Genomic DNA, 25,607 nt, shown 5'->3' with positions numbered 1-25,607 from the left:
CGGTACACCCGGCGGCGGGATACCCGGTTTCGGAACGGGCACCGGCGAGGCGCCCGAAACATCCGCGAGCCGGACACCGGTCTTCGGATCGCCCTCCGATCGGACAGACGGACGTGGAACTTCCCTCGGCCAACCCCCCGGCTACGCAACGCCTGTCGATCGGACCGGCCGCGACGACGAGGGGGCGGGCACCGACTCCGGCTACCTGACACCCGCGCGCCAGGTGTTCCGCGATGCGGCGCCCGGTCACCACGCGTCGCGCGAAGTGACGCCGTTCCCGCCGGGGTCCCGCGACGCCGCATCCGCGCACCAGGCGCCGCGCGAGCCCGTCCCCGCGCGCCCGCTCCCCCGCGACGCGGCGCTGACCCATCAGGCACCCCGCGACTCCGTTCCGGCGTACTCGGCACCGGTCTATTCCGCCACCCCGGCCCGCGCTCACCACGTGCCGACGTCCGGGTTGCCCCGGCCGCGGCCGCGGCGGATCCCCGGCACCCAGCGCGAGGTGCCCGTATTCCGCACGGCCGGACCGTATTTCACCACCTCGTCGGCCTTGGCGCCGGATCCGTACGTCACCGCGATCCTGCGGGTGCCCGGCGATCTGGACGCCTCCGGCGACTCGGACGCGCCGCGGAAACGCAAGGGCGGCAAGCTCGGTGTCCTGCGCGATATCGGCCTGGTGAGTTTCGGCAAGTACGGGCAGTACATCATCACGCTGGTCACCCAGCCGTTGATCGCGCGTCAGCTCGGACCGCACGGTGTCGGGCTGCTGGCGATCGCGATCTCCGCGTATTTCATCGGCTCACTGCTGGTCGATCTCGGGATCACCTCGTTCCTCGCGGCGAAGGTGGAGGGCGCGAGCCCGGCGGACGTCGGCGGGTTGCGCGGCACCTATCTGGCGATCCGTGCCTCCACGGTCGGGGTCATGGGGCTCGCGTTGCTGGCCGGTGAGCTGGCCGGGGTGAGCGGCAGCGTGCGAATGATCTTGATCGGCTTGTTCACCGGCGGCTTCTGGTCCATCTCGGAGGACTGGCTGCTGCTCGGCCAGGGCCGGTTCGGCGCCTCCACGCTCTATCAAGGCATCGGCCGCGTCGGCTATCTCGTGTTGCTGCTCACGGTGCTGCCGCGCTTTCCGACCGCGGCCGTGGCGATGGGCTGCATGTTCGCTTCGGCGATCATCACGGTCTCGCTCACCTGGTGGGACGCGCTGCGCACCTACGGTCTGCCCGGCCGGCCCGACCGATTGCGTGAGGTGCTCCGGATCGGCGCCCCCGTGGTCGCCTCCCGCGTGCTGGTCACCAGTTACGGGCAGGGTTCGGCCACCGTCTATTCCTCGGTCCTGGACGCGGTCTCGCTGGGTCTGTATTCGACCGGCGACCGTCTGGTCCGCGCCATCCAGTCCATGCTGGACCCGATCGGCTACGCCCTGCTGCCCCGGATGGCCCGCAACACCGAGCAGGAATCGTTCTGGCGGACCTCGATTCGCTTCCTGACCGCGGTGGTGACGATCGCGGTGCTGGCGGTGATCGCGGTCTGGATCTCGGCACCGCTGCTCATCCACGTCATGTTCGGCCCCCAGTTCGCCAGCGCCGTCCCGATGCTACGGCTGGAGGTGATCATCCTGCCCGCCACCGCGATCACGTCGTTCGCCACCACCGCGGTGCTGTCGGTGCGCCAGGACACGATCGGCGTGCTGGTCGGCGCGATCATCGGAACCTGTGTCGCGGCAACGGCTCTGGGCTTCACCGCGCTGGCCACCCATTCGGTGTGGACGCTGGTTTACGGAACGGTAGCGGCCGAATTGTCGGTCGCGATGTGGTACATCATCAGGATGCGCTGGCTCGTGCTGCGCGAGAAGGCCGTTCGAGGCCGGGCGGGCACGGACGTGCCCGGCTCCGGGGAAGGTGCGCAGTCGTGAAGATCCTCTACGTCGGTGACGACTGGGTGGGCAGCAACGCGCGTTCGCTGGCCGACGGCTTCCGCGAGGCCGGCCACGAGGTGGTCGTGGTCGACACGACCGCGGTCACCCTCCCCACCCGCTTCGGTGTGCCGTGGACCTATTCCAAGGTGGCCGGTGGCCGCGCGCCCTGGACCCTGCGGGCCGTGCACGACCGGATCGACCGTATCGCCGCCGATTTCACCCCCGACCTGCTGTTCGCCTTCAAATCGGTGCACCTGGACCAGGAGCGGCTGCTCACCGTCCCCGCGGCGATCCGGGTGCACTACAGCCCCGACGACGTCGCCAACCCGGAGAACATCACCCGCGACTACCTCGACTACGAGGAGTACTGGGACCTGATCGTCACCACCAAGCGGCACAACGTCCCCGAACTGCGGGAGCGCGGGGCCCGGGCGGTCACGTTCGTGGCCAGCGCCTACGACCCGGCCTGGCACCGGCCCATGGCCCGGCGCGGCGCGCAGCGGCACGCGGCCGGCTTCATCGGCGCCCGCCGCCCCGACCGGGTCGAGCTGATGACCGCGCTGGCGAACCGCTACGGCCCCAGCCTGGCCGTGTACGGCCCGGGCTGGCGCCGGGAACCGGATCTGTGGCGCGCCGACGCCACCCTGCGCGGCCCGGTGTACGGCGAGCACTTCTCCACGGCCGTGGCCACGATGACCGCGAACCTGGTGCTGCTCAACTCCGCCAACCGCGACACCCACACCTGCCGCACCTTCGAGATCCCCGCCGCGGGCGGTCTGTTCGTGGGCGAACGCACCTCCGAGCACGCCGAGCTGCTGGCCGAGGGCACCGAGTGTTTCCTGTTCTCCGACCGTGCCGAACTGCTGGACATCATCGACCGCTGCGACCGGGAACCCGCGCTGGCCGCCAAGGTCGCCGAGGCCGGATACCAGCGCATCGTCACCGGTGGTCACCGCTACGTGGATCGTGCGCGGGAGATCATCGATGCGGTGCGGTAACACTCGTGCCCCCCACACGGACATATGCGTGAGGAGGGAAGCGAAGCAGTGATGGAATCCGCACAGCCGGTGGTATTTCTGATCGCCGCCGCACTGGCGACGATCGCGATTGCCGCGATGTGGCTGCCCGGACCGATCCGGGTGATGTTGATCGCCCAGGTGGCGCACTGGGCGCTGTCCTATCTGTTCCGCCCGGAGCTGCTGCTGATCGTGCAGCCGCAACCCGGATTCGGCGACAACATCCCCGACCCGCGGCTGTACGCGCTGGGTTACGACCCGGGGATCGCGGCGGTCCTGCAACCGATCGTGTTCGGACTGTGGTTCTACGCGGCCCTGGTCGTGGCGTTCGTGATCTGGACCCGGGTGACCGCGCGCCCCGACGCGCCCTCCCCCACCGCGTATTTCGCCGAGGACCCGGTCTTCATGCGGATGCTGTGGGTGCTGTACGGCGCGGGCATGCTGGCCCGGCTGACCGCGGTCGCGACCGGAAACACCAGCCGCGCGGGCGAAGTGGCCGCCCCGAACCCGATCATCAATCTGCTCACCGTGCTCGGCACGGTCGGCGCGCTGGGCTTGATCGTCTACGCCCGCCCGGTCCGCACTCGGACCACGCTGCTGTTGATCTCCGGCTTGATGTTCGGCGAACTGGTGTGGACCGCGCTGGTGCAGTCCAAGACTCCGATCATGGGCGCCGCCCTGGCGGTGGCCGTGCGCTGCGCCATGCTCGGCTGGACGCGGGCCACCGTGATCGCGGTGCTCGTGCTGACGGTGACGGCGGTCGCCGGATTCGGTCTGCTGCAAGGGCTCAAGTCCACCCCGGACATGAAGTCCGGCGCCGCGGTGGTCGACGCGCAGTACCCGCCGTCGGCCCGGCCGTTCCTGAGCATGTCCCGCCGCTTCGACGGATTGGAAGCGGCCACCGACGCCTACTACGCGGGCCCGAACTCGTGGCTCAGCCCGGCGCAGGTGGGCGAGCACCTGGTCGAGGTGCTGATCCCCACCCAGTTGCTGGGTGCGGAGAAGTTCCAGTCCGGCACCGCGTGGGCCAGCGAGGTCCGGGGCCGTTCGGTCGACATGGACGGCGTGGAAGTTTCACTGGCCGAAGGCAATATCAACGAGGGCTACGTCCTGGGCGGCTACACCGGGGTGATGCTGGATGTCACGCTCACCTTCGCGTTGGCCGTGTTGTGGTCGCGCAGCATGTACTCGCGCCGGCTGCCGCTGGCCGTGACCGCGCTGGCGTTGATCGAGGACCCGGTGCTGTTCGAGCGTGGCGCCATGGGCACCGCCGAAACGCTCGGCAAGTCGCTGCAGACACTGGTGCTGATCGCGATCTTCTACCTGGCGACGGAAGAAATTCTCCGGCGACAGCGGGCCGGCACGCCCGCTCTCCCGATCGCAGTCGAACGAACGGAAATGAGGGTCGGACAATGAGTCTGAGCGACATCGTGCGGTTGATCCGGCGACGATGGCCGATCGTGGCGGTGGCGCTGGTGCTGTGTGTGGTGGCTTCGTACGGGTACCTGAAGACGTTGCCGAAGACCTATACGGCGACGAGCACCTGCTACGTCAAGATGGCCACCGGCACCTCGGTCAACGACTCCTATCAGGGCGGGATGGCCGCCCAGCAGCGTGTCCGGTCCTACCTCGACATCGCGCAGAGCGAAACCGTCGCGCAGCGGGTGAAAGATCAACTCGGCCTGCACGATTCGGTGGACGGCGTGCGCGGCCGGATCTCGGCCGCCTCACCGCCGGCGTCGATGCTGATCTCGATCTCGGCCAAGGATTCCACCGCGTCGGGCGCCCGCACCCTGGCCGACGAGGCGGTGTCGCAGTTCCGGGCGCTGGTCGCGCAGCTGGAGTACATCCAGGTCGACGCCGCCCCGGCGGCCCGCGTGGACGTGATCGATCAGGCCGCGCTGCCCGCGGCGCCGAGTAGTCCCGCGCCCAAGCGGATCCTCATGCTGGGCATCCTCGCCGGGCTGTTCTTCGGTATGACCGGCGCTCTTGCGGTCGACCGGCTCGACCGGCGGCTGCGGACCGCCGAGGAGGTGGCCAAGCTGGTGCCGGCGCCGATCCTGGGTGTGGTCGACGAGGGTCGTCCGGGCGCCGAAGGCGAGCTGCGCCGGCTGCGGTCCCGGATCGACGACCGGCCGGACACCGACGTGGTCCTGCTGACCTCGCTGTCGCCGCGCACCCAGCCGGAGGTGGCGATCGGGTTGGCCCGCGCCTACGCCGACACCGGTGCGCACACGCTGCTGATCGACGCCGACACCACCGGCGGCGGCCCCACTCCGCTGGTCCCGGTGCGCGCTCGCGCGGGATTGTCCGAGCTGCTCCGGGAATCGGCGCCGTTGTCGGACGCGGTGGTGTCCTGGGGCGAGGCCGGGGTGTGGCTGCTGGGCCTGGGCACGGCCGACCGCCGCACGCCCGACCTGCTGGCCTCCCAGCGCTTCGCCGACCTGATGAAGAAGCTGCGCGGCGACTTCGACCACATCGTGATCGCGGCGGCCCCGGTCACCGTGGCCGCCGACGCGATCGCGCTGGCCGGCCGGGCCGACGCGACCCTGGGCCTGGTGGAGCTCGAGGTGGCCACCGGTCCCCAGATCAGCGGCGCGGTGGCCACCTTCGGTGCCGACGACCCGCGCCTGACCGGCGCCGTGGTGTTCTCCCGGCCAGCGTCCGGGTCCCGTAACCCGTTGCAGCGCTTGTGGAAACGCGGATGACCCGAGGCGAGCGCCCGCGCCCGGCGGAGTCCGTCGGGCGCCGGCGGATGCTGGCGGCCACACTCGGGGTCGCCGCGGCCGGTTCACTGGCGGCCTGCGGCACCGGCGGCGGCTCCGACACCCCGGCCGATGTCGAGTTCCGGTCACCGCACGTCACCGACGCGCCGTCGGCGCGCAACATCCGTGATTTCGGCGCGGTCGGTGACGGCAAGGCCGACGACACCGCTGCCCTGTTCTCGGCCGCGGCGGTCGCCGATCGCCCGCTGGTGCTCTACATTCCGGCCGGCCAGTACCGGATCACCCGCTGGCCCGAGCTGGCCGACTACGCGACCGTGCTCGGTGACGGCGCCGACGTGACGACGATCCACTACGAGGGCGACGGCACCCTGGTGTCGCTGCGCAAGCGGCAGCGAGTCCGGTTCAGCCGCTTGGGTTTCTACCTCACAGGCCCGAACGCGACCGCCGTGCAGCTCACCGAGTGTTTCCGCTGCAGCTTCGAATCGGTGCTGCTGCGCGGCAATCACGTGTCGGGCAACTTCCCGAAGTTCGTGCAGCAGCGCGGTGTGGTCCTCGACAGCAATACCGGCGGGACCGCGTTCATCGACTGTGACATCAACAATTTCGGCTACGGCATCGTCACGTCCTGCATCCAGAACTACGTCACATCCTCGAAGTTGACCAGCAACCGGATCGGGGTCCTCGGTACCGGTGGCGACGACAACGCCGGCTTGGCGCTGACCAATGTCGAGTTCGTCTCCGACAACGATCCGCGCACCACCGACCGGCACGTGCTGGTGGACGGGCCGGCCAACGACTGGTGGTTCACCAACGTCTGGTTCGAGGGTTCCGACACCGCCCTGTCGATCGGCTCCGACAAGGGCGGCCCGGCCCAGTTCGGCATGGTCAACTGCAAGATCGCCGCCCGGACGGTCTGTGTGGACCTCAAGTTCAGCCGGCAGCCGTACCTGGCCAATGTGCAGTTCGACGCGGACGGCGACAGCCAGCCGACCGAACTGCGGATCGACCCGGTGCGCTGCACGGAAGGCACTGCGGTGAACCTGATCTCGGGTTTCCGCGACGACATCGACCCGCGGGTGTTCCCCGAGAGCTGGCACGTCATCGCGCGTGGCCGCTCCGGTGCCCGGTTCGCGGGCACGGTGCAGTTGCGTGCGACCGCCGCCGATCCGGGCGACGTCCTGCAGGTGCTCGACCGCGATTCCGCGGTGCTGGCCGCGGTCCTGCCCGGCGGCAGCTGGCTGTCGGACCGGCCGGACAACGGCATGGTGTTGCGGGATCCGGACGGCGGCTACTGGCGCGTGGGTGTCACGTCGGACGGGACGCTGCACACCTCTTCCCTCGGCAGGCAACGGCCGATCGCATGAGCGAACTCCCCGTGGTGCCGCCACCCGAGTCCGCGCGGGTGCGTGCGGCCGAGGGCGGCCGCGCGCGGGGCGGTCTGCGGCGGCCCCGGCACCAGCTGGGGCCGATCCGGGTCGGTGCGAGCACAATGACACTGCGACCACCACGCCTGTCCGATTACCGGCAGTGGCGCGACCGCCGGATCGCCAATCGTGAGCTGATCGAGCCGTATTGGTACACCTCGGATCTGGACTGGCCGCAACGGCACACCGGTGCCGCCTGGGTGCGTGAGTTCCTGATCTCGTGGGCCGAGGCCAGGGCCGGCCACCGCCTCCCGCTGGTGATCGAGGTGGACGGCACGCTGGCCGGGCAGATCGAGTTCTGCCGCATCGATCCCGATTCCCGCACGGCCGAGATGAGCATCTGGACCGACGTGAGCGTCGCCCGGCGGGGCGTGGCCCTGACCTCGAGCGCGATGATGCTGGATTTCGGCTTCGCCGAATTGGGCCTGCACCGGGTGATCGCACCCATTTCGGTCTCCAATCATGCGATGGCGCAAGGAATCCCGGTTCTGGGCTTTCGACCCGAAGCGACGATGCGGCTGTACTTCGACGCGGGCGGGGCACCCGCCGATCACGTGTTGTGGGCCGTGACGCGCGACGAGCAGCCGCCGGGCGGTCAGCTGGCGCGGCTCATGGCCACTCGTTCGGTGACCGCTGCGCCGGCACCGGCCGATCCGGCATCGGCGCGGCCCGGCGCGGCAACTGCCGATCGGGGTCCCGGAGCGGCCGTGATCGCCTCGGTGGGCCTGCGGCTGCTGGTCTGGTACGCGCTGCAGCGGATCCGGCGCCGCATGAGCGACAGCGCGGTCCGGCTTACGGTCGCCGGCCATCCGGATGTGGTGTTGCGCACCAGGGTTCCAGCGGATCTCACCGCCTGGCGGACCGCCCGGCTGCGCAACCGCGACCGGATCGAGGTGGGCCGCACCCCGGGCGCCTGGCTGCGGCGGCACTCGGGTTCGGCCTGGCGCCGGGAACTGCGGACCGGCCGCGGCGGGCTGCGCTCGGCCGCCGGTCTGGTGCTCGTGCTCGAGGTCGCCGGGTCCTACGCCGGCGAGTTCCGGCTCTACGACCTCGAGATGTTCGACCGCAACGCGAAACTGTCCGGCTGGGCGGACCCGGGGCGGGCGAGCGCCGCGGTCCGGTCCGCCGCCCTGTGCGCGGTCCTGGACTACGGTTTCGATTCCCTCGGGTTGCGCCGCGTGGCCACCGAGATCCCCACTGCCGATACCGATTCCGCCGCGATCGTCGCGGCGGCGGGCTTCCTGGAGGAAGGCGTCATGCGCAACAGTTACGGCCCCACCGGCCTGCGCGCCGATCACACCCTGTGGGCGGCCTTGCGACCGGACGGTGCGGCCTGATGCGAAAGTACCTGCGCAGCAACGCCCTGCAGTCCCGACTGCACGACCTGGTTCCCGGTGGTTCGCACACCTACGCCCGGGGCGCCGACCAATATCCCGAGGACATGGCCCCGATCCTGGTGCGCGGCGCGGGATCCCGGGTCTGGGACGTCGACGGCAACGAGTACGTGGAGTACGGGATCGGCCTGCGGTCGGTGACCCTGGGGCACGGCTACCGCCCGGTGGTGGACGCGGCCGCCCGCGCCGCCGCGGACGGCGTGAGTTTCTCCCGCCCGACCGAGCTGGAACTGCTTGCGGCCCAGGACTTCCTGGCGCTGGTCCCGGGTGCCGACATGGTGAAGTTCGCCAAGAACGGCTCCGATGCCACCACCGCGGCGGTGCGCCTGGCCCGCGCGGTGACCGGCCGGGAGACGGTGGCGATCTGCGAGCAGCCGTTCTTCTCCGTCGACGACTGGTTCATCGGCACGACCGCCATGTCGGCCGGTATCCCGCCGGTGGCGACGACCCGGTTCCCGTACAACGATCTCCCGGCCCTGGAACGCGTGCTGAGCGAGCAGCCGACGGCCGCGGTGGTCCTGGAGGCCGCGACCGCGCTGGCCGAACCCGAACCCGGCTATCTGGCCGGGGTCCGCGCGCTGTGCGACCGCTTCGGCGCGCTACTGGTGTTCGACGAGATGATCACCGGGTTCCGCTGGTCTTCCGGTGGGGCGCAACAGGTCTACGGCGTGGTCCCGGATCTGTCCTGCTGGGGCAAGGCGATGGGCAACGGCTTCCCGGTCTCGGCGCTGGCCGGCAAGCGGGAGTTCATGGAACTCGGCGGCCTGCGTACCGAGCGGGAGCGGGTGTTCCTGCTGTCCACCACGCACGGCCCGGAGACGGCCGGCCTGGCCGCGTTCCGCGCCGTGGTGGCCGCCTACGCGACCACCGATCCGGTGGGGCGGATGGAACGCGCCGGTCAGCGCCTGGCCGACGGGGTGAACGCGGCGGCCGCCGAGCTGGGGATCGCCGACCGGCTCACCGTCACCGGCCGCCCGTCCTGCCTGATCTTCGTCACCCGTGACGCGGAAGGTGTTCCGTCGCAACCGTTCCGGACACTGTTCCTGCAGGAGCTGCTGGACCGGGGCGTGCTCGGCCAGTCGTTCGTCACCTCCGCGGCGCACACCGACGCCGATATCGACCACACCGTCGAGGCCGCCGCCGCGGCGGCCGCGGTCTACCGGCGTGCCCTCGAGCAGGGCAGCGTCGCGGGCCTGTTGCGCGGCCGTCCGGTCGCGCCGGCCATCCGCCGGCACAGCGCACCCCGCCACATCGCTCCCGCCACATCGGATTCAGGAGACCGCTGACCGTGTCCACACCCCGCGTCGCGATCGTCCACGAACGCTTCACCGAATACGGTGGCTCGGAGGCGGTGATCGCCGAATTCCTCCGGACCTGGCCCGGCGCACCGGTTTTCGCGCCGATCGCCACCGACGAGTGTGTGAGCGCGGTCCGAGCCGCCGCCGGTGCGCCCGACGCGGTGTTCCACCCGGCCGCGCTGAACCCGGCCTACCGCGCCTTGGGCGGGCGTTCGCACGCGCCGCTGCTGCCGCTGGTGCCGCCGGTGTTGCGGCGGCTGCCGCTGCGCGACTACGACGCGGTCGTGATCAGCCACCATTCGTTCGCCGTCTCGGCCGCGGCCGCCACCGGCGCCCCGGTGGTCGCCTACGTGCACAGCCCGGCCCGCTGGGCCTGGGACAAGGCGTTCCGGGCCCGGGAGGCGGGCGGGCGCGGCGGTGAGCTCGCGCTGGCGGCCCTGGGCGGCCTGGCGCGCCGCGCGGAGCTGCGTGCGGTGCCGCGCTTGACGCATGTGGTGGCGAATTCGGCGGCGGTGGCGGACCGGGTCCGCGACTGGTGGGGTCTGCCGGCCGCTGTGGTGCATCCGCCGGTGCGGATCGACCGCTTCGCACCGGATCCCGCGCTGTCGCGGGGTGAGTTCTTCTTGATGGCGGGCCGCCTGGTGCCCTACAAGCGGGCCGATCTGGCGATCCGGGCCGCGCAGCGGGCCGGGGTGCGGCTGGTCGTGCTGGGCGAAGGGCGGTTCCGGCCCGCGCTGGAGGCGATCGCCGGCCCGGAGACCACCTTCCTCGGCGCGGCCCCCGACGATGTGCTGCTCGACATGTACCGGCGCTGCCGCGCGCTGCTGATGCCGGGCGTGGAGGATTTCGGCATCGTGCCGGTGGAAGCGATGGCGTGTGGCACCCCGGTCCTGGCGGTGGGGAGCGGTGGCGCACTCGATACTGTGCTGCCCGGCCTGTCCGGCGCGCATGTCACACCCGGCGACGACGATGCCGTGGTGGCCGGATTGGCTACGGCCATGCGCGATTTCGACGACAGCGCCTACGACGCCGCCGCGATCCGGGAGCACGCGGTGTCGTTCGCGCCGGAGGCGTTCCGAGCCCGGATGGCCGATGTGGTGAACGATGTCGTCACCGGAGTTTCGCCGCGCTGATATCCGAAACTTCTTGTTACATATATAGGTCTGCCGCGCGGTGTGGTGACCATTCCCACAGGCTGAATTCGGGCATGCGTTTGCGTACCGTTCCGCTTGCACCGTAAAGTTACTCGCGAGTCGGGGCACGAGGACGTACCCACTCGATCCACTTTTCTTCATCGGGCCGGGCGCCACGGCTTTACGGCGCCCCCCGATATCTGCATTGTGCCCGCATTCATTGTCGCGTGCCGGTACCGCAGGGCGCACGACCCGTTCGTGCATTTCGATCACTTCGCGTGACAGCGCGTTTCGAATTCGCAGGGGAGCGACAATGGTTTCTTATGTGGTAACCGGTGGTACCGGATTCCTCGGGCGCCGGGTGGTGGCCGGCCTGCTCGCCGACGATCCGCACGCCGTCGTGCACGTCCTGGTCCGCGAGGCGTCGGTGGCCAAGCTCGACGAACTGGCCGCGACCTGGGGGGCGACGGACCGGGTGTTCGCCCTGGTCGGCGACCTCACCAGCCCGGACCTGGGCCTGGCCGACACCCCGCCCGCGGCCGACCATGTCGTCCACCTGGGCGCGGTCTACGACATGACCGCGTCCGAGGAGTCCGCGCGTGCGGCGAACGTGGACGGCACGACCGCGGTGATCGCGCTCGCCCGCACCCTGGGCGCGCGATTGCATCACGTGTCCTCGGTCGCGGTGGCCGGTGATTACACCGGACTCTGGTTCGAGCACGATTTCGACCTCGGCCAGAATCTGACTTCGCCTTATCACCGCACCAAATTCGAGGCCGAACGACTGGTCCGGGAATCGCCGGACCTGAGCTGGCGAATCTACCGCCCGGCGATCATCGTGGGCGACTCGCGCACCGGTGAGATGGACAAGATCGACGGCCCCTACTATTTCTTCCCGGCCATCGCCCGAATGGCGGCCCTGCCGTCGGAACTGCCGCTGCCACTGCCGAATCCGGGCACCACCAACATCGTCCCGGTCGACTGGGTGGCGGCCGCCATGGTGCGCCTGATCACCACCGCCGGCCTCGAGGGCCGCACCTTCCACCTGACCGATCCGCGACAGCAGCAGTTCACCGACGTCTATCGCGCGTTCGCCCGCGCCGCGGGCGCGCCCACCGGCATCGGCACCCTGCCCGGTTCCCGCGCGGCGCTGCGGCTGCTGGGCCGGGTGCCGGGCACCACCGCGGCCCGCGATCTGGTGTTGCGCGGCAACGGCATTCCCGCCGAGGTCGCCCCGCATCTCACCTTCAACGCCCGGTTCGTCTCCGACTCCACCCAGGTCTACCTGAGCGGGCTGGAGGTGCCGCCGCTGGAGTCCTACGCCGACAAGCTGTGGAACTACTGGCGCGAGCACCTCGACCCCGACCGTGCCCGACGCCACCGCGACGGTGACCCGCTGCGCGACCGGGTCGTGCTCATCACCGGCGCCTCGTCCGGGATCGGGCTGGCCACCGCGCACGCGGTCGCCGCGCGCGGCGCCACCGTGCTGATGGTGGCGCGCAATCCCGAGGACCTGAGCGCGGCCGCGGCCGAGGTGCGCGCCGACGGCGGTGCGGCGCAGGAGTATTCGTGCGACATCACCGACGAGAAGGCGGTCGAGCTGCTGGTGAAGCAGGTGCTCGCCGACCACGGACGGGTCGACTATGTGGTCAACAATGCCGGCCGCTCGATCCGGCGGTCGGTGCTGGCGTCCACCGACCGGATGCACGACTTCGAGCGCACCATGGCGGTCAACTACTTCGGCGCGGTCCGGCTGATCCTCGCGCTGCTGCCGGCCATGCGGGAGCGCCGCTTCGGTCACTTCGTGAACATCTCCTCGATCGCGGTGCAGACCAAGGTGCCGCGGTTCGCCGCCTATGTGGCCAGCAAGTCGGCGCTGGACACCTTCAGCGATGTGGCCGCGGTCGAGAACGCCGATGCGGGAATCACTTTCACCTCGGTGCGGATGCCGCTGGTGCGCACCCCGATGATCGCGCCGACCGAGGCCTACCGCTCGATCCCGGTCCACTCCCCCGAGCAGGCCGCGCAGCTGGTGGTCCGCGCCCTGGAGGACCGGCCGGCCCGCATCGACACCCCGATCGGCACCTTCGCCCAGTTCCTGGAGACGGTGCTGCCGTCGGTGCGGAAGACGGTGCTGCAGCAGGGATTCCGGCTGTCCGGCGATTCGGCGGCGGCCCGGGGCGAGCGGCCCGCCGCTGCGTCGGCGCCGCTGGAGCGGCCGGGTGCGCTGCAGCGCCTCGCTCCCCTGGTCCAGCCGCTGATGAGCCTGCCGGCCCCCGCCGCCCAGCTCACCAACGTCATCCCGGGCCTGTCCTGGTAGCCGGGTTTTCACCCTCCCGTTGCGCCGCCGCCCGCCGGACATGCCACAGTCGACGTCATGAACGTTCGTGCTCGCGTGTCCGGTGTGGTGGCGGCGCTGACGGCCGCGGTGCTACTGGCGGGCTGCGGTTCCCCGGGCCCCGCGGTGCCCGACCTCAGCGGGCCGCTGCCCGCCGGTCCCTTCCCCGCGATCAGCACCGGTGACCTGCCCGACGCCGCGCCGGGCGAGGTACATCTGTTCGGCCTCAACGACTTCCACGGCAATCTGGAACCGCCCACCGGCACCAACGGCCATATCGGCCCGTACGAGACCGGCGGCGCCGCCTACCTCGCGGCGCACCTGGCCCGGCTGCGGGCGAAGTATCCGGCCGGCGCCGTGCTGGCCGCGGGTGACGATGTGGGCGCCAGCCCGCTGACCTCCGCGCTGTTCCACGACGAGCCGACCGTGGACTTCCTGAACTCGATCGGGGTGGCGGCCTCCTCGGTCGGCAATCACGAATTCGACCACGGTGTCACCGAACTGGCGCGCCTGCAGCACGGTGGCTGCGCCGCCGACGGCTGCACGCCCGGCCCGCGGTTCACCGGCGCCGCGTTCCGCTATCTGGCCGCCAATGTGACCGACCCGGCCGGCAATCCACCACCCGGGACCACGCCGTGGACCATCGTCGACGTGGGCGGCCACAAGATCGGCGTGGTCGGCACCGTCACCCCGGACACCGCGTCCATTGTGCTGCCCGACGGCATCCGGGGTTACACCTTCGCGGACGAGACCGACGCGATCAATGCCGCCGTCCCGGCCATGAAACAGGCCGGCGCCGAGACCGTCGTCGCCCTGCTGCACGACGGCGGCGCGCAGAACACCCACGGCGGCCCGGTCGACCCCAACGGCTGCACCGACATCTCCCCCACCGTGACCGCGTTGGCCCACCGGGTCGATCCGGCGGTGAAAGTGCTGATCACCGGGCACACTCACCAGTGGTACAACTGCGCGATCGACGGGAAGGTGGTGACCCAGGCCGCCTCCTACGGCCGGATGATCACCGATATCGCGCTGCGGTTCCACGACGGCACGGTCGACGCGAAAGCCGTGAATCGCTTGGTGACCCACAACCTCGCGCCCGATCCGGCGACGGCGAAGACCGTCGCCTACTACGCCGGGCTCGCCGACCCGCGCGCGAAGCAGACCATCGGCACCGCGACCGCGCCGCTGCCCGTGGAGTCCTCGCCGGGCGGCGACTCCCCGCTCGGTGACGTCATCGCCGATTCGATGCTGGCCGCCATGGCGCCGCAGGGCGCGGTCGCGGCGTTCATGAATCCCGGTGGCGTGCGGGCGGAACTGTCCGACGGTCCGATCAGCTATGCCGCGGCCTACGCCGTGCAGCCGTTCGGGAACGAGGTGGTAGCGGTGACGCTGACCGGCCGTCAGATCCTGGCGCTGCTGGAACAGCAGTGGGACAACGTCAGCAAGCCGGCCGTGCTCGACATCGCCGGCCTGACCTACACCTACGACGACAGTGCACCGAAAGGCGCTCGGGTACTGCAGGATTCGGTGCGGATCGGTGACGCGCCGCTGAACCCGGCCGCCGAGTACAAGGTCGCCACCAACAGCTTCCTGCAGGCCGGCGGCGACGGTTTCGCGGTGTTCCGGGAGGCCACGGGCACCGCCGACATCGGTCCTGCCGACCTCGACGCCCTGGCGGCGTACCTGAAGTCGGCCGGCCCGATCGGCGCCCCACCACCGCGCGTACAGCGGCGCTGACAGCACCTCACAACTTCGACGCCGCCAGTCCGGCCGCGGACCGGATGTCGTTGCCGTAGTACAGGTGTGCGGCCGGGTCGAGCCCGCCCGCACACACCGGGTCGCCCGGTGCGCAGTAGTCCGCGGCCCGGTCCGAGTACGGCCCGGGGACGTTCCAGCCGAGTGCGGGCAGCGGGTCACCGAACAGCAGGATCAAGCTGATCCGGCCGGCGAGGTCCGGCAGCAGCAGCGCGGTCTGCACGACCACCGCCCCCTGGGAGTAGCCGGCGAGGATGAACTGCTGCTGCGGGCAGAGCGCCGACTGTTCGGCCAGGTGCGCGGCGAGGTCGGTTCGGCCGTCGCCCACCGAGTTCGGGTCGAGAAGGTTTGCGGGATACCGCACCTGGTAGGCATCGATGTCCATCGGGAGCGTGGCTTGCAGATCGCGGTAGAGCAGATCTCCCACGGCGGCGCCCAGATCGCCGGGTTCGGTGGTACCCCTGGCGTACACCAGTTGTACCGGCGCGCAATCCGGATCGGCATGTGCCGGTACGGCCGGGGCAGACGGGCCGGCCAGCAACAGTGCTGCCGCGACCATCCCCGCGATGCGCCACGTGACGGACAGAGTTCCCTTTCGGTAGCCCATTTCTCTCACCTTCTCACGTCGTTGTGAGTGGGCGAGGCGGCTCGCATCACAATTCTGTCAGTGACTATTGTCCTCGCCCATGCCTCCATGGTAAGAACGCCGGCCACGCACGGCCGTCGGGTGCGCCGGACGGATACGCAGTCGCCGCGCAACCGTCACCAGCGAATCTTCGGCCACGCCAGCATATTCCGGAGAAACTCGCTCGGTGCCCGGCCGACGCCGGAACTCCGTGCCGCCGCACGGCAGCGACCGTGCCCGCGCGCGACCAGGTCAGTCCCGGGGCAGCTCGACCCCGTCGGCGGCGGCCTTGGCGGTGACCTCGTCGGGAAACACGTTGCGGAACAGGTACAGATCCTGACCCAGCCGCCACCCGGGCGCCAACGCCACCGCGTACCGCTCGAAGTACCCGAGCTGCTTGCCCATCAGGATCAGCTGCTCGGGCCCGAACGCCCCACGCCGCTTACCGAATTCGACCAGGCGGGCCGCGACCTTACCCATATCGAGTTGCGCGAGTTTACCTTTGAGCACCGGTGCGAGCGCGGTGGCGAGCTGGCGGCCGACAGTGGCGTCGTCGCCGGCCTCGCTGTCGACCAGATCCAGTTCGCGTAGGGCCCGCGCCACCGGACGGAAGTCGCCGTCGATGGCGCTGGCGTGGAACAGGGCCCGCACGAAGTCGCGCCACGGGCCGTCCATGCGGCCCACGATCCCGAAGTCCAGCATGGCGATCCGGCCGTCCTCGAGCAGCCAGAGATTGCCGGCGTGGACGTCGCCGTGGAACAGCCCGTGCACCACCACGCTCTCCACCCATGCCTTCACCAGCCGGCGGATCAACAGCTCCGGATCCGGGTGCGCGGCACGGATATCGTCGAAGCGGTCCAACGGCATCCCGTACATGCGTTCCATGCACAGCACCCGCGGGCCGCTGTGGTCCCAGTACACCTCGGGGATCGCGACCGCGGTGTTGTCACCGAAGGCGCTCAGGTTCTCCCGGGCGCGGGTCTGGCTGTCGGCCTCGTTGCGGAAGTCGAGTTCGGCGATGGTGGCCTCGTACAGATCGCGGACCACGCCCTCGGTGTTGGCGACCCGGGCGTTCTCCGACCGCCGCCGCAGCCAGCCCGCGAGCCGGTAGGCCGCGCGCAGGTCGACGATCATCCGCCGGGCGATATCGGGCCGCTGCACCTTCACCACGGCGGCACGGCCGTCGGCCAGCACACACGCGTGCACCTGGGCCACCGACGCCGCCGACAGCGGCTCGTCGTCGAAAACGGCGAACAGCTCCTCGATCGGCCGGCCGAGGTCGGCGGCCACGATCTCGCGGGCCGCCACCGCGGGGAACGGGGGTACGTCGTCGAGGCAGCGCAGGCACGCGTCGGCCAGTTCGCGCGGGAACGCCGCCGGTGAGGAGGCGATCAGCTGGCCCAGTTTCACGAACATCGGGCCGAGGGTCTCGAACCCGTCGACCACGCCGGCGGCCATCGCGGTCCGCCGCCGGGACGGCCGCAGGCCGGTGCGCAGCACCCGCTTGGCGATCGACCCGCCCAGCACACTGCCGATCACCGCTGTCCGCCGCCATTCGGCGAAGCCGAACTTCTCCAGCTCGGGCCGATGCACGGCCTCCGGTGCCGCCGTGTCGAACTCTCGAGCTGTCACAGTGGACCCACCTCGCGTCCGCATCCTCGCTTGTCACCCGTCCTTGTCGCTGTGCGCCGTCCCGAGCGCGATCGTGACGAGCGTCGGCTCCGGGTGTCGGCTGCCGCACAGTGTACGTCGGACGCCGCGCGGGACCGGGCCTGGAGCCCGCCGGTGCCGCGAATCCACCCAGGCGATCGCGGCACGGTACGTCCGGCACGCCGGGAGATGTCCCGGAGACAGCACAACGCTCCGGGAACAGGCACAGTAGCGCGCCCGCGTCCGCAGCGCAGCCGAACGTGGCGGCCCGCATCCGCCCGGCGGCTGCCCGGACCGGGTATCAGCATTCGTCGGAGGCCGGAAGTCCTTGCAGCCGTTGGTCGATCCAGGTGACCATGCCGGGATAGCCGGTGTAGTTGGCGAGTTCGTGCTCACCGGGCACGCCCCGGTACACCGTGGGCACGCCCAGATCGCACTGCTGCCGGAAGTACGCCTTGGCACCTTCCACCGGAACCCAGAACTCCTGGTCCCCGTGGTAGATGTACAGCGGCACCGGCGATTTCATGCCTTCCATCCGGCTCAGGGTGTACATCGAGTCCGCCAGTTCGCTGTGGAGCGGGTCGGGGAAGTCGGCGGCCACGTCCATCGGCAGCATGAACACACCCGCCAGGCTGAACTCGCCCGAGCAGGTATCCTTCAGGGGCGAGCTGGCCGCCCAGGCCGCCGCTTTGTTCATGTGCTGCAACAACTCCGGGTGCTCGCGGGCGACCCCGAGCGCCGCGGCCAGGAAGACGCCGGAGGCCAGATTGGCGTTCATGCTCTGCGCGAGCAGGCCGAAGTCGGCGGGCACCCCGCCCAGCGCCGCACCCACCACCACGTCCGACAGTTCGGGTGCGTAGGAACCCATCAGCGCCACCGCGCCGTGCACGGCGATCGCGCCGCCGGAGTATCCGGTCATGGCGAACTTGCTGTCGCCGAACTCGCCGGGCAGGTTCGAGCGCACCGCGCGGATCGAGTCGAGGACGGCGTGACCGGCCACATAGGGTTCGGCGTAGGCCATCAGGGGGCCCTCGTGGTCGGGGATCAGCACCGCGTAGCCGCGGGAGAAGGCCAGCTGCTTGGACGGCGGCAGGAACGACTCCTCCAGCGGCGCCGACTTGGGGCCGTACCCGTGGGCCAGGTCGTAGCCGGGCGTGCAGTTCCGGCCCAGCGCGTCGATGGGCAGCGCGTCCACCACCACCGGGCGCGCGCCGGGGCCGGTCCACGCATCCGCCGGAACCAGCAGGGTGGCTGTCGCGAACGACGGATTGCCGTGGGCGTCGGTGGTGCGGAACTTCAACTGCTCGGCGCGCTGCAGCGGCCACAGCGACAGTAGGGTGGCGGTCGGCGTGACATCGCGCGTCTCGAGCACATCCCCCGGCGCGTAGTCGGCGAGGTCGGCGGGCCAGTTGTCGAACATCGGGTCGCCGACCGGGTCGGGCTGGACGGCCGCGGCGAGCCGGGCGAGATCGGTGGGCAGTCCGGCCGGTGTGGCGAGGGCGCCGGGCACCGGATTCAGCGGCGGCGCCGGCAGCGCGCGCTGAATCCACTGCTGCAGTTCGGGCAACGACAGTCCCGGCAGTCCCGGCCCCGGATCATCGGGCCCGGGCAAGGCGAAACCGGGCCCGGCCGGACCCTGCGCCTGCGCCGTCGGCGGAACGCTCAGAACGAGAAATGCGACAACCACCCCGATGATTCGCACGGCCCGAGGTTAACTCACCGGTAGGCGCATCCAGCGCACATACACGCGATCGAGACAGGCCCGGCAATTTCGGCGACGCAACCGTGACCAGGCGATCTTGCAGTTGCACGTGTATCGGTAAGCACGCGAACCGGTTCGGTTGCCCCGCGACAACTTTCGCGGTACATGTTCGAGTGTGATGGTGGACCGCGCTCAGACGTCGTCGCATCGGCAACGTTGGGCGCAGCTTCCGTCGGCGACCCGGGCGACGGTCGAGGCGCTGACCGGTCCGGTCACGCGCGCGGACTCGGTCGTCGCCGGATTCTCCAGTCACCTGGCCGAAGTCATCGACACTCCGTCGGGCCGGATCTTCGTCAAGGGCATCCCCACCGACGATCCGGAGGTGTGGTCGCAGCACCGCGAGGCCGAATTGAGCCGCTATGTATGGCCGATCGGGCCGCGGCTGCGCTGGCAGGTCGCGTCGGGCGGCTGGAATCTGCTCGGATTCGACCATCTGGAAGGCCATCTCGCGGATTACCGGTCACCGGCCGACCTGACCGCGACCGCCGCCGCCATGGCGGAGCTGGGCCGGCTGGCGTGCCCGCCGGAGGTCGAACTCAAGGATGCGGTCGCCCGATGGGGCCGCTATCTGCACGATCCGGCGGAGATCGCGCTACTGGCCGGCGATGCCCTGCTGCACACCGACTGGAACTACAGCAATGTCATCGTGACCCCGGACGGTTCCGCGCATCTGGTGGACTGGCCGTGGGCGACGCGCGGCCAGCCGTGGATCGATCCGTGCTGCTGGATCGTGTGGCTGATCTTCGCCGGACAGTCCCCGGCCGAGGCCGAACGGTGCGCGGCGCGGGTGCCGGCCTGGCACATGGCCGGTACCCGCCAGCTGTCGGTATTCGCCGCAGCCCTGGCCGCGGAGTGGCGAGCAACCGCGCAACGACGCCCGAATGTCTGGACCCACAGCCTCCGCGACGCCGCTGTGCGCTGGGCCACACATCGAACTCGGGCCTGAACAACGCTGTCGAACAACCGATTCCGCCGTTGCGCCACCGCGGCACCACCGCGGCGCACCACCGGCCAGACCTGCGGTGAGCAACCCGCCAGCACCCGAAATACGCACCGCGCGTAGACATTCGAAGTTGCAGATGTACTTGCATATGACCGGTACGCGCACCTAGACTTTGCTTTGTCAGGCAGTACAGGGGACTACCAGTAAGCCGCAGGGTGAACCGGAGGACAATTTCCGCCGTCGGTTGACTCGCGGCCTGGCGTCAGGGGCGCTCGAATGAATCAGCAATCGAACCTCGGCCGACTCGGAATTCTCGACCGGAGCCGGCGCGAGCGTGACTTCTTCTCGCGTGAAACAGCAACGCGATTCGTCATCGACGCGGTGGAATCCACCGGCGCGGCGACTCGCGAAGATTTCGATATCGACCGGATCGTCACCACCGCGCACGCGCAGGTGAACGATTGGGATTTCGACTCGATGCAGCCGGATGCTTTCTGGCGGATCGCCTCGAGTTGCATCAAGCAGTAACGGTCGCGGGCCGCCCGACGAGCCGGTAGCGGCTCGTCGGATTTCGAGTACCTCGAGCTATTTCCGAATTCGAAAGGGCCGCACACCTTCCGGTGTGCGGCCCTTTCGGTTTTCCGTTTTTCCGTAATCGGTCAGCCGACCGCGAGTTCGGCGACCCGCTTCTCCAACATCTTCCGCGACTGGTCCGGCGCTTCGGCCTGCACGCTGAGCCGGTCCATGACCTGCCGGTACAACTCCAGGTCCGCCTGCCGGTCGAGGTAGAGCGAACTGGTGAGCTGCTCCAGGTACACGATGTCGGGCAGTTCGGCCTCGCTGAAGCGCAGCATCGTGAACGAATTGCCCACGGACGCATGAACGCCGGCCGAGTAGGGCAGCACCTGAATGGTGATGTTCGCCCGCTGCGACATCTCGATCATGTGCTCGAGCTGGGCGCGCAGGACGGCGTTACCGCCGATAGGTCTGTGCAGCACCGCCTCGTCGATGACCGCCCACAGCGAGGCGCCGTTGCGCCGGGTCAGCACTTCCTGCCGCTTGCGCCGCAACTCGACTCGCCGCGTGGCCTCGACACTCTCGTTGCCCTGCATGACGACGGCACGCGCGTAGGCCTCGGTCTGCAGCAGACCCGGAACCAGCTGGCCCTCGTAGGTACGAATCGACTTGGCGACGTGTTCGAGACCCAGATAGTTCTCGAACCACTGCGGTAGCAGGTCGTTGTAGCGATGCCACCAGCCCGGCTGGTTGGCCTGGACGACCAGCTCCAGGAACGCTTCCCGTTCGGCGGGATCGACGACGCCGTACAGCGTCAGCAGATCCCGGACGTCACGCTCCTTGAAGCCGGTGCGGCCCAACTCCAACCGACTGATCTTCGCGTGAGAGCCGCGGATGTGTTCACCCGCGGCTTCGCGGGTGATCCCGCGTTCCTCCCGCAACTTGCGAAGCTGTCCTCCGACCATGATTCGCAATGCCGTCGGACCACGTTCCGCGACAAGCGATTCCACGCGACCGGGTACTGCGACCATGAGGCTCTACTCCGATGCTCGACGACCACCGGCAGTGAGGCCCTGCGTTGGTCTACCCCTGACCGCACCGCGCCGATTGCACAATCCTACCGCTCACAGCGCCAGATCGTCGAATTCTCCACTCTTGGCGCCGGAAAGGAAGGCGTCGATCTCCGGGCGGGTGTACACGAGCACGGCGCCCTCGGGGTCGCGCGAGTTGCGCACCGCGACCAGGCCGTTCGCCAGTTCGGCCAGTTCGACGCAGTTTCCGCTGGGGTTACTGAACGTGCTCTTGCGCCAGCCGACACCCGACAGGCGGGCGGCCGTGGTCTGAGTCATGTCCGTCATGTCCGTCTCCATGCTCTCGATCCGAATGATTCGAATGGCCCGCGAGACAGCAGGCCAGGCGCGTTCACCGTGTGCCGACGATTGCAGATGTGTGTTCAGATGTTCTTGCATTTGAACACTGCACGCAGACAGTAACACGCGTGTTGCCAGAGATCGAGACCTTGGCCCAAACGGGAAGGCTTGCGCACCAATGCCTTTGATCTTGGTCAACAGTGGGAAGTGAAACCGCCACAAGCCGGGCATCCGCCCGGTCGACCATGCAGATGTACTTGCATCTGCAACCGACGCGGCCGTAAACTCGCACACACGACCAACAAGGCCGTACAGGCGCCCCGGGCCACACCAGCCACGGCCGGCAGCCTCGCGGTTTCGGCGTCGCCACCGCGTTCCATTACTGCCGAGAGGCTTCCATGACCCAGTTGCTGCCGCAGTCCGGTACATGCGAAATCGCCGGTCATTCCGATAATTCCGCCGATTGCTCGGCCGAACCGCGCAATCTCACCTACCGCCGGGCCCGCGCCCTGCTCGGTGACCACGACCGCCACATCGGCTGCCGGGTCTGGATCGCGGCCGCCGCCTATCTGTCGTTCGACGTCGACGACGTATAACCGGCAGCGACCGCCGCGGTCCTAGGACCAGGCGTGCATCCCCCACCGGCGGTAAGCCGGTGCCGGACCCACCAATTCGTGCAGTCGCCGGTGCCGGTGCCGGAACAGATAGGCCACCGCCGAACGCAGCGCCTCGTCGAAGCCGGGAATCATGCGCAGCGGTAGCCGACTGCGGAACACCACCCGGTCCAAGATCTCCGTGCGCTCCCCCACCTGGCGCAGCGCCCGCTCGTGGCGCCAGCTCCGCAGGGCCAGCGTGACCGATTCCGCGCGCACCCGGCGGCCCGGCTCCACATGGGTCACCCGCAGGTCGTCACAGTCGATCGGCACCAGACCGAACAGCAGCAGCATGCTCGGCCCCAGCCGGTGCCCCGCCCGTAACTCCGCCGGCCCGATCCGATACACCGAGCGCGGCAACACTTTCCGGACATAAGGCCACATCTCACCGCTCACCCCGGCCGGCGACGCGATCGACCGCCACACCGTATCGATGGGCGCGTCCACCTCACTACGGATGTCGATGCGCTGCAACCGGCTCATCTGGCCGATGCTATCTCCGACATTGCGGACCTGTTCGGCAAAGCTCGCGATCGGGTGCGACGTAACCGTCACCGGTGCCGCACAATTGGCAGTGCAACGACATCGGCCAGAGGAAACCATGAACGCGCGCAAGATCTTTCTGGCAGTGGCACTGCTGCCGCTGCTGATCACCGGCTGCTCCAGCGGACATTCGGCCTCCACCTCGCAGTCTGTCGCCGAATCCGCCCCGCCCGGCCAGCCCGGCCGCGTGCCGGCCGGCCCGGGTCCGGCCGACACCTACACCGTGGCGGCCCAGCCCGCACCGGGAACCTGTCAGTACCGTAAGACCACTGACGGCCAGCCGCTGCCGGACCCGGCCTGCACCCCCGGCGCCACGAACCCGCGCGTCACCGCGCAGACATATAAGGACACGATCTGTAAAACCGGTTACACCCAGACCATCCGGCCGCCGAGCAATATCACCACGCCGGAGAAGAAGGCCAACGCCGCGTCCTACGGTTACACCGGCGATCTGCGCGACGCCGAATACGACCACCTGCTGTCCCTGGAACTCGGCGGCGACCCGAACGATCCGCGCAACCTGTGGGTCGAACCCCCGTCTCCCGGCCACACCCCCGGCGCCGGCCCGAACAACCCGAAGGACAGCGTCGAGAACAAGTTGCACGTCCTGATCTGCTCGGGCAAGGTCGCACTGACCGACGCCCAGAACGCCATCGCGTCGGACTGGACCACCGCGCTGACGGTGCTGGGTCACCCCAACGGAAACTGATCACACCCGGGCGGGTTGCGCCTGCGGTTTCCCGATTCGGACGATAACGTTTCGGACATGGCAACCGACGTCGAGCGGCCCCGACTCAGCTGGCGCCTGGTCGCGCGACCCACCCTGGTGGTGACTCTGCTGTCCGCGCTGCTGGCCGTGATGTATCTCGGCTACATCATGGACCCCGAGGATTCCCTGCACGATTTCCCGATCGCCGTGGTCGCCCAGGACGACGGTGACGTCCTGGGCGGCAAGCAGGTGAACGTCGGGCAGCAGATCGCGGACGGTATCCGCGCCCAGGTGCCGGCCGACAAGATCGATCTGCGGATGCTGGAGATCAGCGCCGCCGAGCGGCAGCTGCAGACCGGAAAGATCTACGGCGCCATCATCATTCCGCACGACTTCAGCAAGCGGCTCGGCATCCTGGGGGCGGCCGGTGTGGTCCCCGGCGACGTGGAACGCCCGGTGATCACCGTCGTAACCAATCCGCGCACCGGCACCTACGCGACAGCGCTCTTCCAGCGCATCGCGAACACAGCACTCGCCCAGGTGCAGACCACGGTCGGCAAGCAGCTGCTCGACCAGGTCGGCACCGCGCTGCAGCCGCCACCCGGCGGTGGTGCCGCACCACAGCTCACCGGTGCCGCGCGGTTGCAGCTGGCCGAGCCGATCAATGTGGTGGTGTCCGAATACCGTCCGCTGCCCACCCATACCGGCCAGGGACTGACGGCCTTCTTCTACACCCTGATGCTGCTGCTGGCCGGGTTCACCGGCGGCATGATGATCAACACCATGACCGACGGGGCATTGGGCTACTTCCCGATGGAGTACGGCCCGTGGTATCTGCTCCGGCGGCTGCACCCGATCTCCCGGCTGGGCATGCTGGTGTTCAAGTGGGCGATCACCGCGGTGATGGCCCCGGTCGTCTCCGGCCTCTATCTGGTGATCGCCGCGCTGATGCACATGCCGCTGGATCATCCACTCGGACTGTGGCTGTACTCCACCCTCGCCGTCTTCGCGATCGGCGTGACCGCGCTGTCCGTGCTGGCGGCGACCGGAACCGCGGGCCTGCTGATCAACCTGATCCTGTTCGTCGTTCTCGGGCTGCCGTCGTCGAGCGGCACCATCCCGATCGAGGCGGTGCCGCGGAACATCGCCTGGCTGGCCACGTTCGAGCCGATGCACCAGGTGTACCTGGCCGTCCGATCCATCCTGTACTTCAACGCGTCGGGTGAGGCCGGTCTCACCCGGGGCGTGTGGATGACCGTGCTGGGCCTGGCCATCGGCCTGATCCTCGGTCTCGCGGTGACCGTCTACTACGACCGGAAGGGATGGCGCCGGATCTACCAGCCGCCGGGCGAACACGAAGCCCTCTAGCAGATACGCCACGAAAGGATTGCGAGCCATGCCCGAAGCCACCCACTCGGTGATCGTCGAGCGCCCGGTCCACGACGTGTTCGAGTATTTCGCGAACCCCACCAACAGCGCCGCGTGGCGCCCGGGGGTGCAGGAGATCACCGGTCCCACCACACCCGCGGTCGGCGAGATCTACCGGCAGACGGTCACCGGCCCGGGTGGGCGCGGGGTGTCCGCCGATGTGGTCGTCACCGATCTGGTCCCGGATCGGCAGGTCGTATTGCAGGGTGTGTCCGGTCCGCTGCGGCCGCTGGTCGAGTACAGTTTCGCGCCGGCCGGCACCGGCACCATCGTCACTTTCAGCCTGTCGGCGCACCTGACCGGCCTGAAGAGACTGATCATGGGCCGGGCCGTGCAGAAGACGATGGACGCGGAGGTCCAGCGGCTCGAGCGGGCCAAGCAGCTGCTGGAGCAGTGAGCCGGT

At 69.5% G+C, this 25,607-nt stretch carries 22 protein-coding genes; 16 read left to right on the top strand and 6 right to left on the bottom strand.

Annotated features, from left to right (window positions below; all coding sequences use genetic code 11):
- Positions 1-598: 598 nt before the first annotated feature.
- From EBN03_RS35050 to EBN03_RS14340, 10 genes are all read left to right on the top strand, one after another.
- A complete protein-coding gene (locus EBN03_RS35050; RefSeq protein ID WP_233608404.1) occupies positions 599-1,915 on the top strand; it encodes a lipopolysaccharide biosynthesis protein in 1,317 nt (438 codons plus the stop codon).
- Complete coding sequence (locus EBN03_RS14380; RefSeq protein WP_122188530.1) at positions 1,912-2,916, top strand: CgeB family protein; 1,005 nt, start codon at positions 1,912-1,914, stop codon at positions 2,914-2,916. The genes EBN03_RS35050 and EBN03_RS14380 overlap by 4 nt, the downstream gene beginning before the upstream one ends.
- 51 nt (positions 2,917-2,967) lie before the next feature.
- On the top strand, positions 2,968-4,350 hold the full coding sequence (locus EBN03_RS14375; RefSeq protein ID WP_122188529.1) for a hypothetical protein: 1,383 nt from the start codon (positions 2,968-2,970) through the stop codon (positions 4,348-4,350).
- Positions 4,347-5,642: a Wzz/FepE/Etk N-terminal domain-containing protein gene (locus EBN03_RS14370; protein WP_122188528.1), complete on the top strand. Its 1,296-nt coding sequence runs from the start codon at positions 4,347-4,349 to the stop codon at positions 5,640-5,642. The genes EBN03_RS14375 and EBN03_RS14370 overlap by 4 nt, the downstream gene beginning before the upstream one ends.
- Positions 5,639-7,024 (top strand): glycoside hydrolase family 55 protein, encoded by a 1,386-nt coding sequence (locus EBN03_RS14365; protein ID WP_233608384.1) that lies wholly within the window; start codon positions 5,639-5,641, stop codon positions 7,022-7,024. The genes EBN03_RS14370 and EBN03_RS14365 overlap by 4 nt, the downstream gene beginning before the upstream one ends.
- Positions 7,021-8,421 carry a GNAT family N-acetyltransferase gene (locus EBN03_RS14360; protein ID WP_122188526.1) on the top strand — a complete coding sequence of 467 codons (1,401 nt, stop codon included), beginning with the start codon at positions 7,021-7,023 and terminating at the stop codon, positions 8,419-8,421. The genes EBN03_RS14365 and EBN03_RS14360 overlap by 4 nt, the downstream gene beginning before the upstream one ends.
- Entirely contained in the window at positions 8,421-9,764 is a 1,344-nt protein-coding gene (locus EBN03_RS14355; protein ID WP_122188733.1) for a glutamate-1-semialdehyde 2,1-aminomutase, read from the top strand. Before EBN03_RS14360 ends, EBN03_RS14355 begins: the two co-directional genes overlap by 1 nt.
- 2 nt (positions 9,765-9,766) lie before the next feature.
- Positions 9,767-10,909: a glycosyltransferase gene (locus EBN03_RS14350; RefSeq protein WP_122188525.1), complete on the top strand. Its 1,143-nt coding sequence runs from the start codon at positions 9,767-9,769 to the stop codon at positions 10,907-10,909.
- A 313-nt stretch (positions 10,910-11,222) separates the two neighbouring features.
- A complete protein-coding gene (locus EBN03_RS14345; protein WP_122188524.1) occupies positions 11,223-13,229 on the top strand; it encodes an SDR family oxidoreductase in 2,007 nt (668 codons plus the stop codon).
- Between the two features lie 57 nt (positions 13,230-13,286).
- Complete coding sequence (locus EBN03_RS14340) at positions 13,287-14,987, top strand: bifunctional metallophosphatase/5'-nucleotidase (protein ID WP_122188523.1); 1,701 nt, start codon at positions 13,287-13,289, stop codon at positions 14,985-14,987.
- Positions 14,988-14,994: 7 nt separating this feature from the next.
- On the opposite strand, the gene EBN03_RS14335 is transcribed toward EBN03_RS14340, so the two are convergent.
- From EBN03_RS14335 to EBN03_RS14325, 3 genes are all read right to left on the bottom strand, one after another.
- The gene (locus tag EBN03_RS14335) at positions 14,995-15,612 is read right to left on the bottom strand and encodes a cutinase family protein (RefSeq protein WP_122188522.1); all 618 of its coding nucleotides are present in this window, start codon (positions 15,610-15,612) and stop codon (positions 14,995-14,997) included.
- A gap of 270 nt (positions 15,613-15,882) precedes the next feature.
- Positions 15,883-17,262: an ABC1 kinase family protein gene (locus EBN03_RS14330; RefSeq protein ID WP_233608383.1), complete on the bottom strand. Its 1,380-nt coding sequence runs from the start codon at positions 17,260-17,262 to the stop codon at positions 15,883-15,885.
- Between the two features lie 319 nt (positions 17,263-17,581).
- Entirely contained in the window at positions 17,582-18,982 is a 1,401-nt protein-coding gene (locus tag EBN03_RS14325) for a lipase family protein (protein WP_233608382.1), read from the bottom strand.
- Between the two features lie 178 nt (positions 18,983-19,160).
- Between EBN03_RS14325 and EBN03_RS14320 the strand changes: the two genes are divergently transcribed.
- Both EBN03_RS14320 and EBN03_RS14315 read left to right on the top strand, forming a co-directional pair.
- The gene (locus tag EBN03_RS14320; RefSeq protein WP_122188520.1) at positions 19,161-19,988 is read left to right on the top strand and encodes a phosphotransferase family protein; all 828 of its coding nucleotides are present in this window, start codon (positions 19,161-19,163) and stop codon (positions 19,986-19,988) included.
- 273 nt (positions 19,989-20,261) lie between these two features.
- Positions 20,262-20,513 (top strand): hypothetical protein, encoded by a 252-nt coding sequence (locus EBN03_RS14315; RefSeq protein ID WP_122188519.1) that lies wholly within the window; start codon positions 20,262-20,264, stop codon positions 20,511-20,513.
- 131 nt (positions 20,514-20,644) lie between these two features.
- Here EBN03_RS14315 and EBN03_RS14310 read toward each other — a convergent pair whose 3' ends face one another.
- Together EBN03_RS14310 and EBN03_RS14305 are read right to left on the bottom strand one after the other, a co-directional pair.
- Entirely contained in the window at positions 20,645-21,532 is an 888-nt protein-coding gene (locus tag EBN03_RS14310) for a helix-turn-helix domain-containing protein (protein ID WP_122188518.1), read from the bottom strand.
- A 93-nt stretch (positions 21,533-21,625) separates the two neighbouring features.
- Positions 21,626-21,859 carry a DUF397 domain-containing protein gene (locus tag EBN03_RS14305; RefSeq protein ID WP_122188731.1) on the bottom strand — a complete coding sequence of 78 codons (234 nt, stop codon included), beginning with the start codon at positions 21,857-21,859 and terminating at the stop codon, positions 21,626-21,628.
- Positions 21,860-22,269: 410 nt separating this feature from the next.
- Here EBN03_RS14305 and EBN03_RS14300 point away from each other — a divergent pair, with 410 nt between their 5' ends.
- Positions 22,270-22,467: a hypothetical protein gene (locus EBN03_RS14300; RefSeq protein ID WP_122188517.1), complete on the top strand. Its 198-nt coding sequence runs from the start codon at positions 22,270-22,272 to the stop codon at positions 22,465-22,467.
- A 21-nt stretch (positions 22,468-22,488) separates the two neighbouring features.
- On the opposite strand, the gene EBN03_RS14295 is transcribed toward EBN03_RS14300, so the two are convergent.
- On the bottom strand, positions 22,489-23,007 hold the full coding sequence (locus EBN03_RS14295; RefSeq protein WP_122188516.1) for an SRPBCC family protein: 519 nt from the start codon (positions 23,005-23,007) through the stop codon (positions 22,489-22,491).
- Between the two features lie 118 nt (positions 23,008-23,125).
- Between EBN03_RS14295 and EBN03_RS14290 the strand changes: the two genes are divergently transcribed.
- The 3 genes from EBN03_RS14290 to EBN03_RS14280 are packed head-to-tail and all read left to right on the top strand — an operon-like array spanning position 23,126 to position 25,601.
- Entirely contained in the window at positions 23,126-23,776 is a 651-nt protein-coding gene (locus tag EBN03_RS14290; protein WP_122188515.1) for a hypothetical protein, read from the top strand.
- Positions 23,777-23,833: 57 nt separating this feature from the next.
- Positions 23,834-25,144 (top strand): YhgE/Pip domain-containing protein, encoded by a 1,311-nt coding sequence (locus tag EBN03_RS14285; RefSeq protein WP_122188514.1) that lies wholly within the window; start codon positions 23,834-23,836, stop codon positions 25,142-25,144.
- A gap of 28 nt (positions 25,145-25,172) precedes the next feature.
- Positions 25,173-25,601 (top strand): SRPBCC family protein, encoded by a 429-nt coding sequence (locus tag EBN03_RS14280; protein ID WP_122188513.1) that lies wholly within the window; start codon positions 25,173-25,175, stop codon positions 25,599-25,601.
- Positions 25,602-25,607 lie beyond the last annotated feature (6 nt).

The organism is Nocardia stercoris (assembly GCF_003696265.1).
Classification (GTDB): Bacteria; Actinomycetota; Actinomycetes; order Mycobacteriales; family Mycobacteriaceae; genus Nocardia; species Nocardia stercoris.
This window is presented reverse-complemented; position numbering and strand designations above follow the sequence as displayed.

Coding starts and splice junctions, on each gene's coding strand:
- EBN03_RS14355 (WP_122188733.1), top strand. CDS start 8,421: ATGCGAAAGTACCTGCGCAGCAACGCCCTGCAGTCCCGACTGCACGAC.
- EBN03_RS14360 (WP_122188526.1), top strand. CDS start 7,021: ATGAGCGAACTCCCCGTGGTGCCGCCACCCGAGTCCGCGCGGGTGCGT.
- EBN03_RS14345 (WP_122188524.1), top strand. CDS start 11,223: ATGGTTTCTTATGTGGTAACCGGTGGTACCGGATTCCTCGGGCGCCGG.
- EBN03_RS14280 (WP_122188513.1), top strand. CDS start 25,173: ATGCCCGAAGCCACCCACTCGGTGATCGTCGAGCGCCCGGTCCACGAC.
- EBN03_RS14365 (WP_233608384.1), top strand. CDS start 5,639: ATGACCCGAGGCGAGCGCCCGCGCCCGGCGGAGTCCGTCGGGCGCCGG.
- EBN03_RS14310 (WP_122188518.1), bottom strand. CDS start 21,532: ATGGTCGCAGTACCCGGTCGCGTGGAATCGCTTGTCGCGGAACGTGGT.
- EBN03_RS14290 (WP_122188515.1), top strand. CDS start 23,126: ATGAACGCGCGCAAGATCTTTCTGGCAGTGGCACTGCTGCCGCTGCTG.
- EBN03_RS14300 (WP_122188517.1), top strand. CDS start 22,270: ATGACCCAGTTGCTGCCGCAGTCCGGTACATGCGAAATCGCCGGTCAT.
- EBN03_RS14295 (WP_122188516.1), bottom strand. CDS start 23,007: ATGAGCCGGTTGCAGCGCATCGACATCCGTAGTGAGGTGGACGCGCCC.
- EBN03_RS14375 (WP_122188529.1), top strand. CDS start 2,968: ATGGAATCCGCACAGCCGGTGGTATTTCTGATCGCCGCCGCACTGGCG.
- EBN03_RS14335 (WP_122188522.1), bottom strand. CDS start 15,612: ATGGGCTACCGAAAGGGAACTCTGTCCGTCACGTGGCGCATCGCGGGG.
- EBN03_RS14315 (WP_122188519.1), top strand. CDS start 20,262: ATGAATCAGCAATCGAACCTCGGCCGACTCGGAATTCTCGACCGGAGC.
- EBN03_RS14370 (WP_122188528.1), top strand. CDS start 4,347: ATGAGTCTGAGCGACATCGTGCGGTTGATCCGGCGACGATGGCCGATC.
- EBN03_RS14340 (WP_122188523.1), top strand. CDS start 13,287: ATGAACGTTCGTGCTCGCGTGTCCGGTGTGGTGGCGGCGCTGACGGCC.
- EBN03_RS14285 (WP_122188514.1), top strand. CDS start 23,834: ATGGCAACCGACGTCGAGCGGCCCCGACTCAGCTGGCGCCTGGTCGCG.
- EBN03_RS14305 (WP_122188731.1), bottom strand. CDS start 21,859: ATGACGGACATGACTCAGACCACGGCCGCCCGCCTGTCGGGTGTCGGC.
- EBN03_RS14320 (WP_122188520.1), top strand. CDS start 19,161: ATGGTGGACCGCGCTCAGACGTCGTCGCATCGGCAACGTTGGGCGCAG.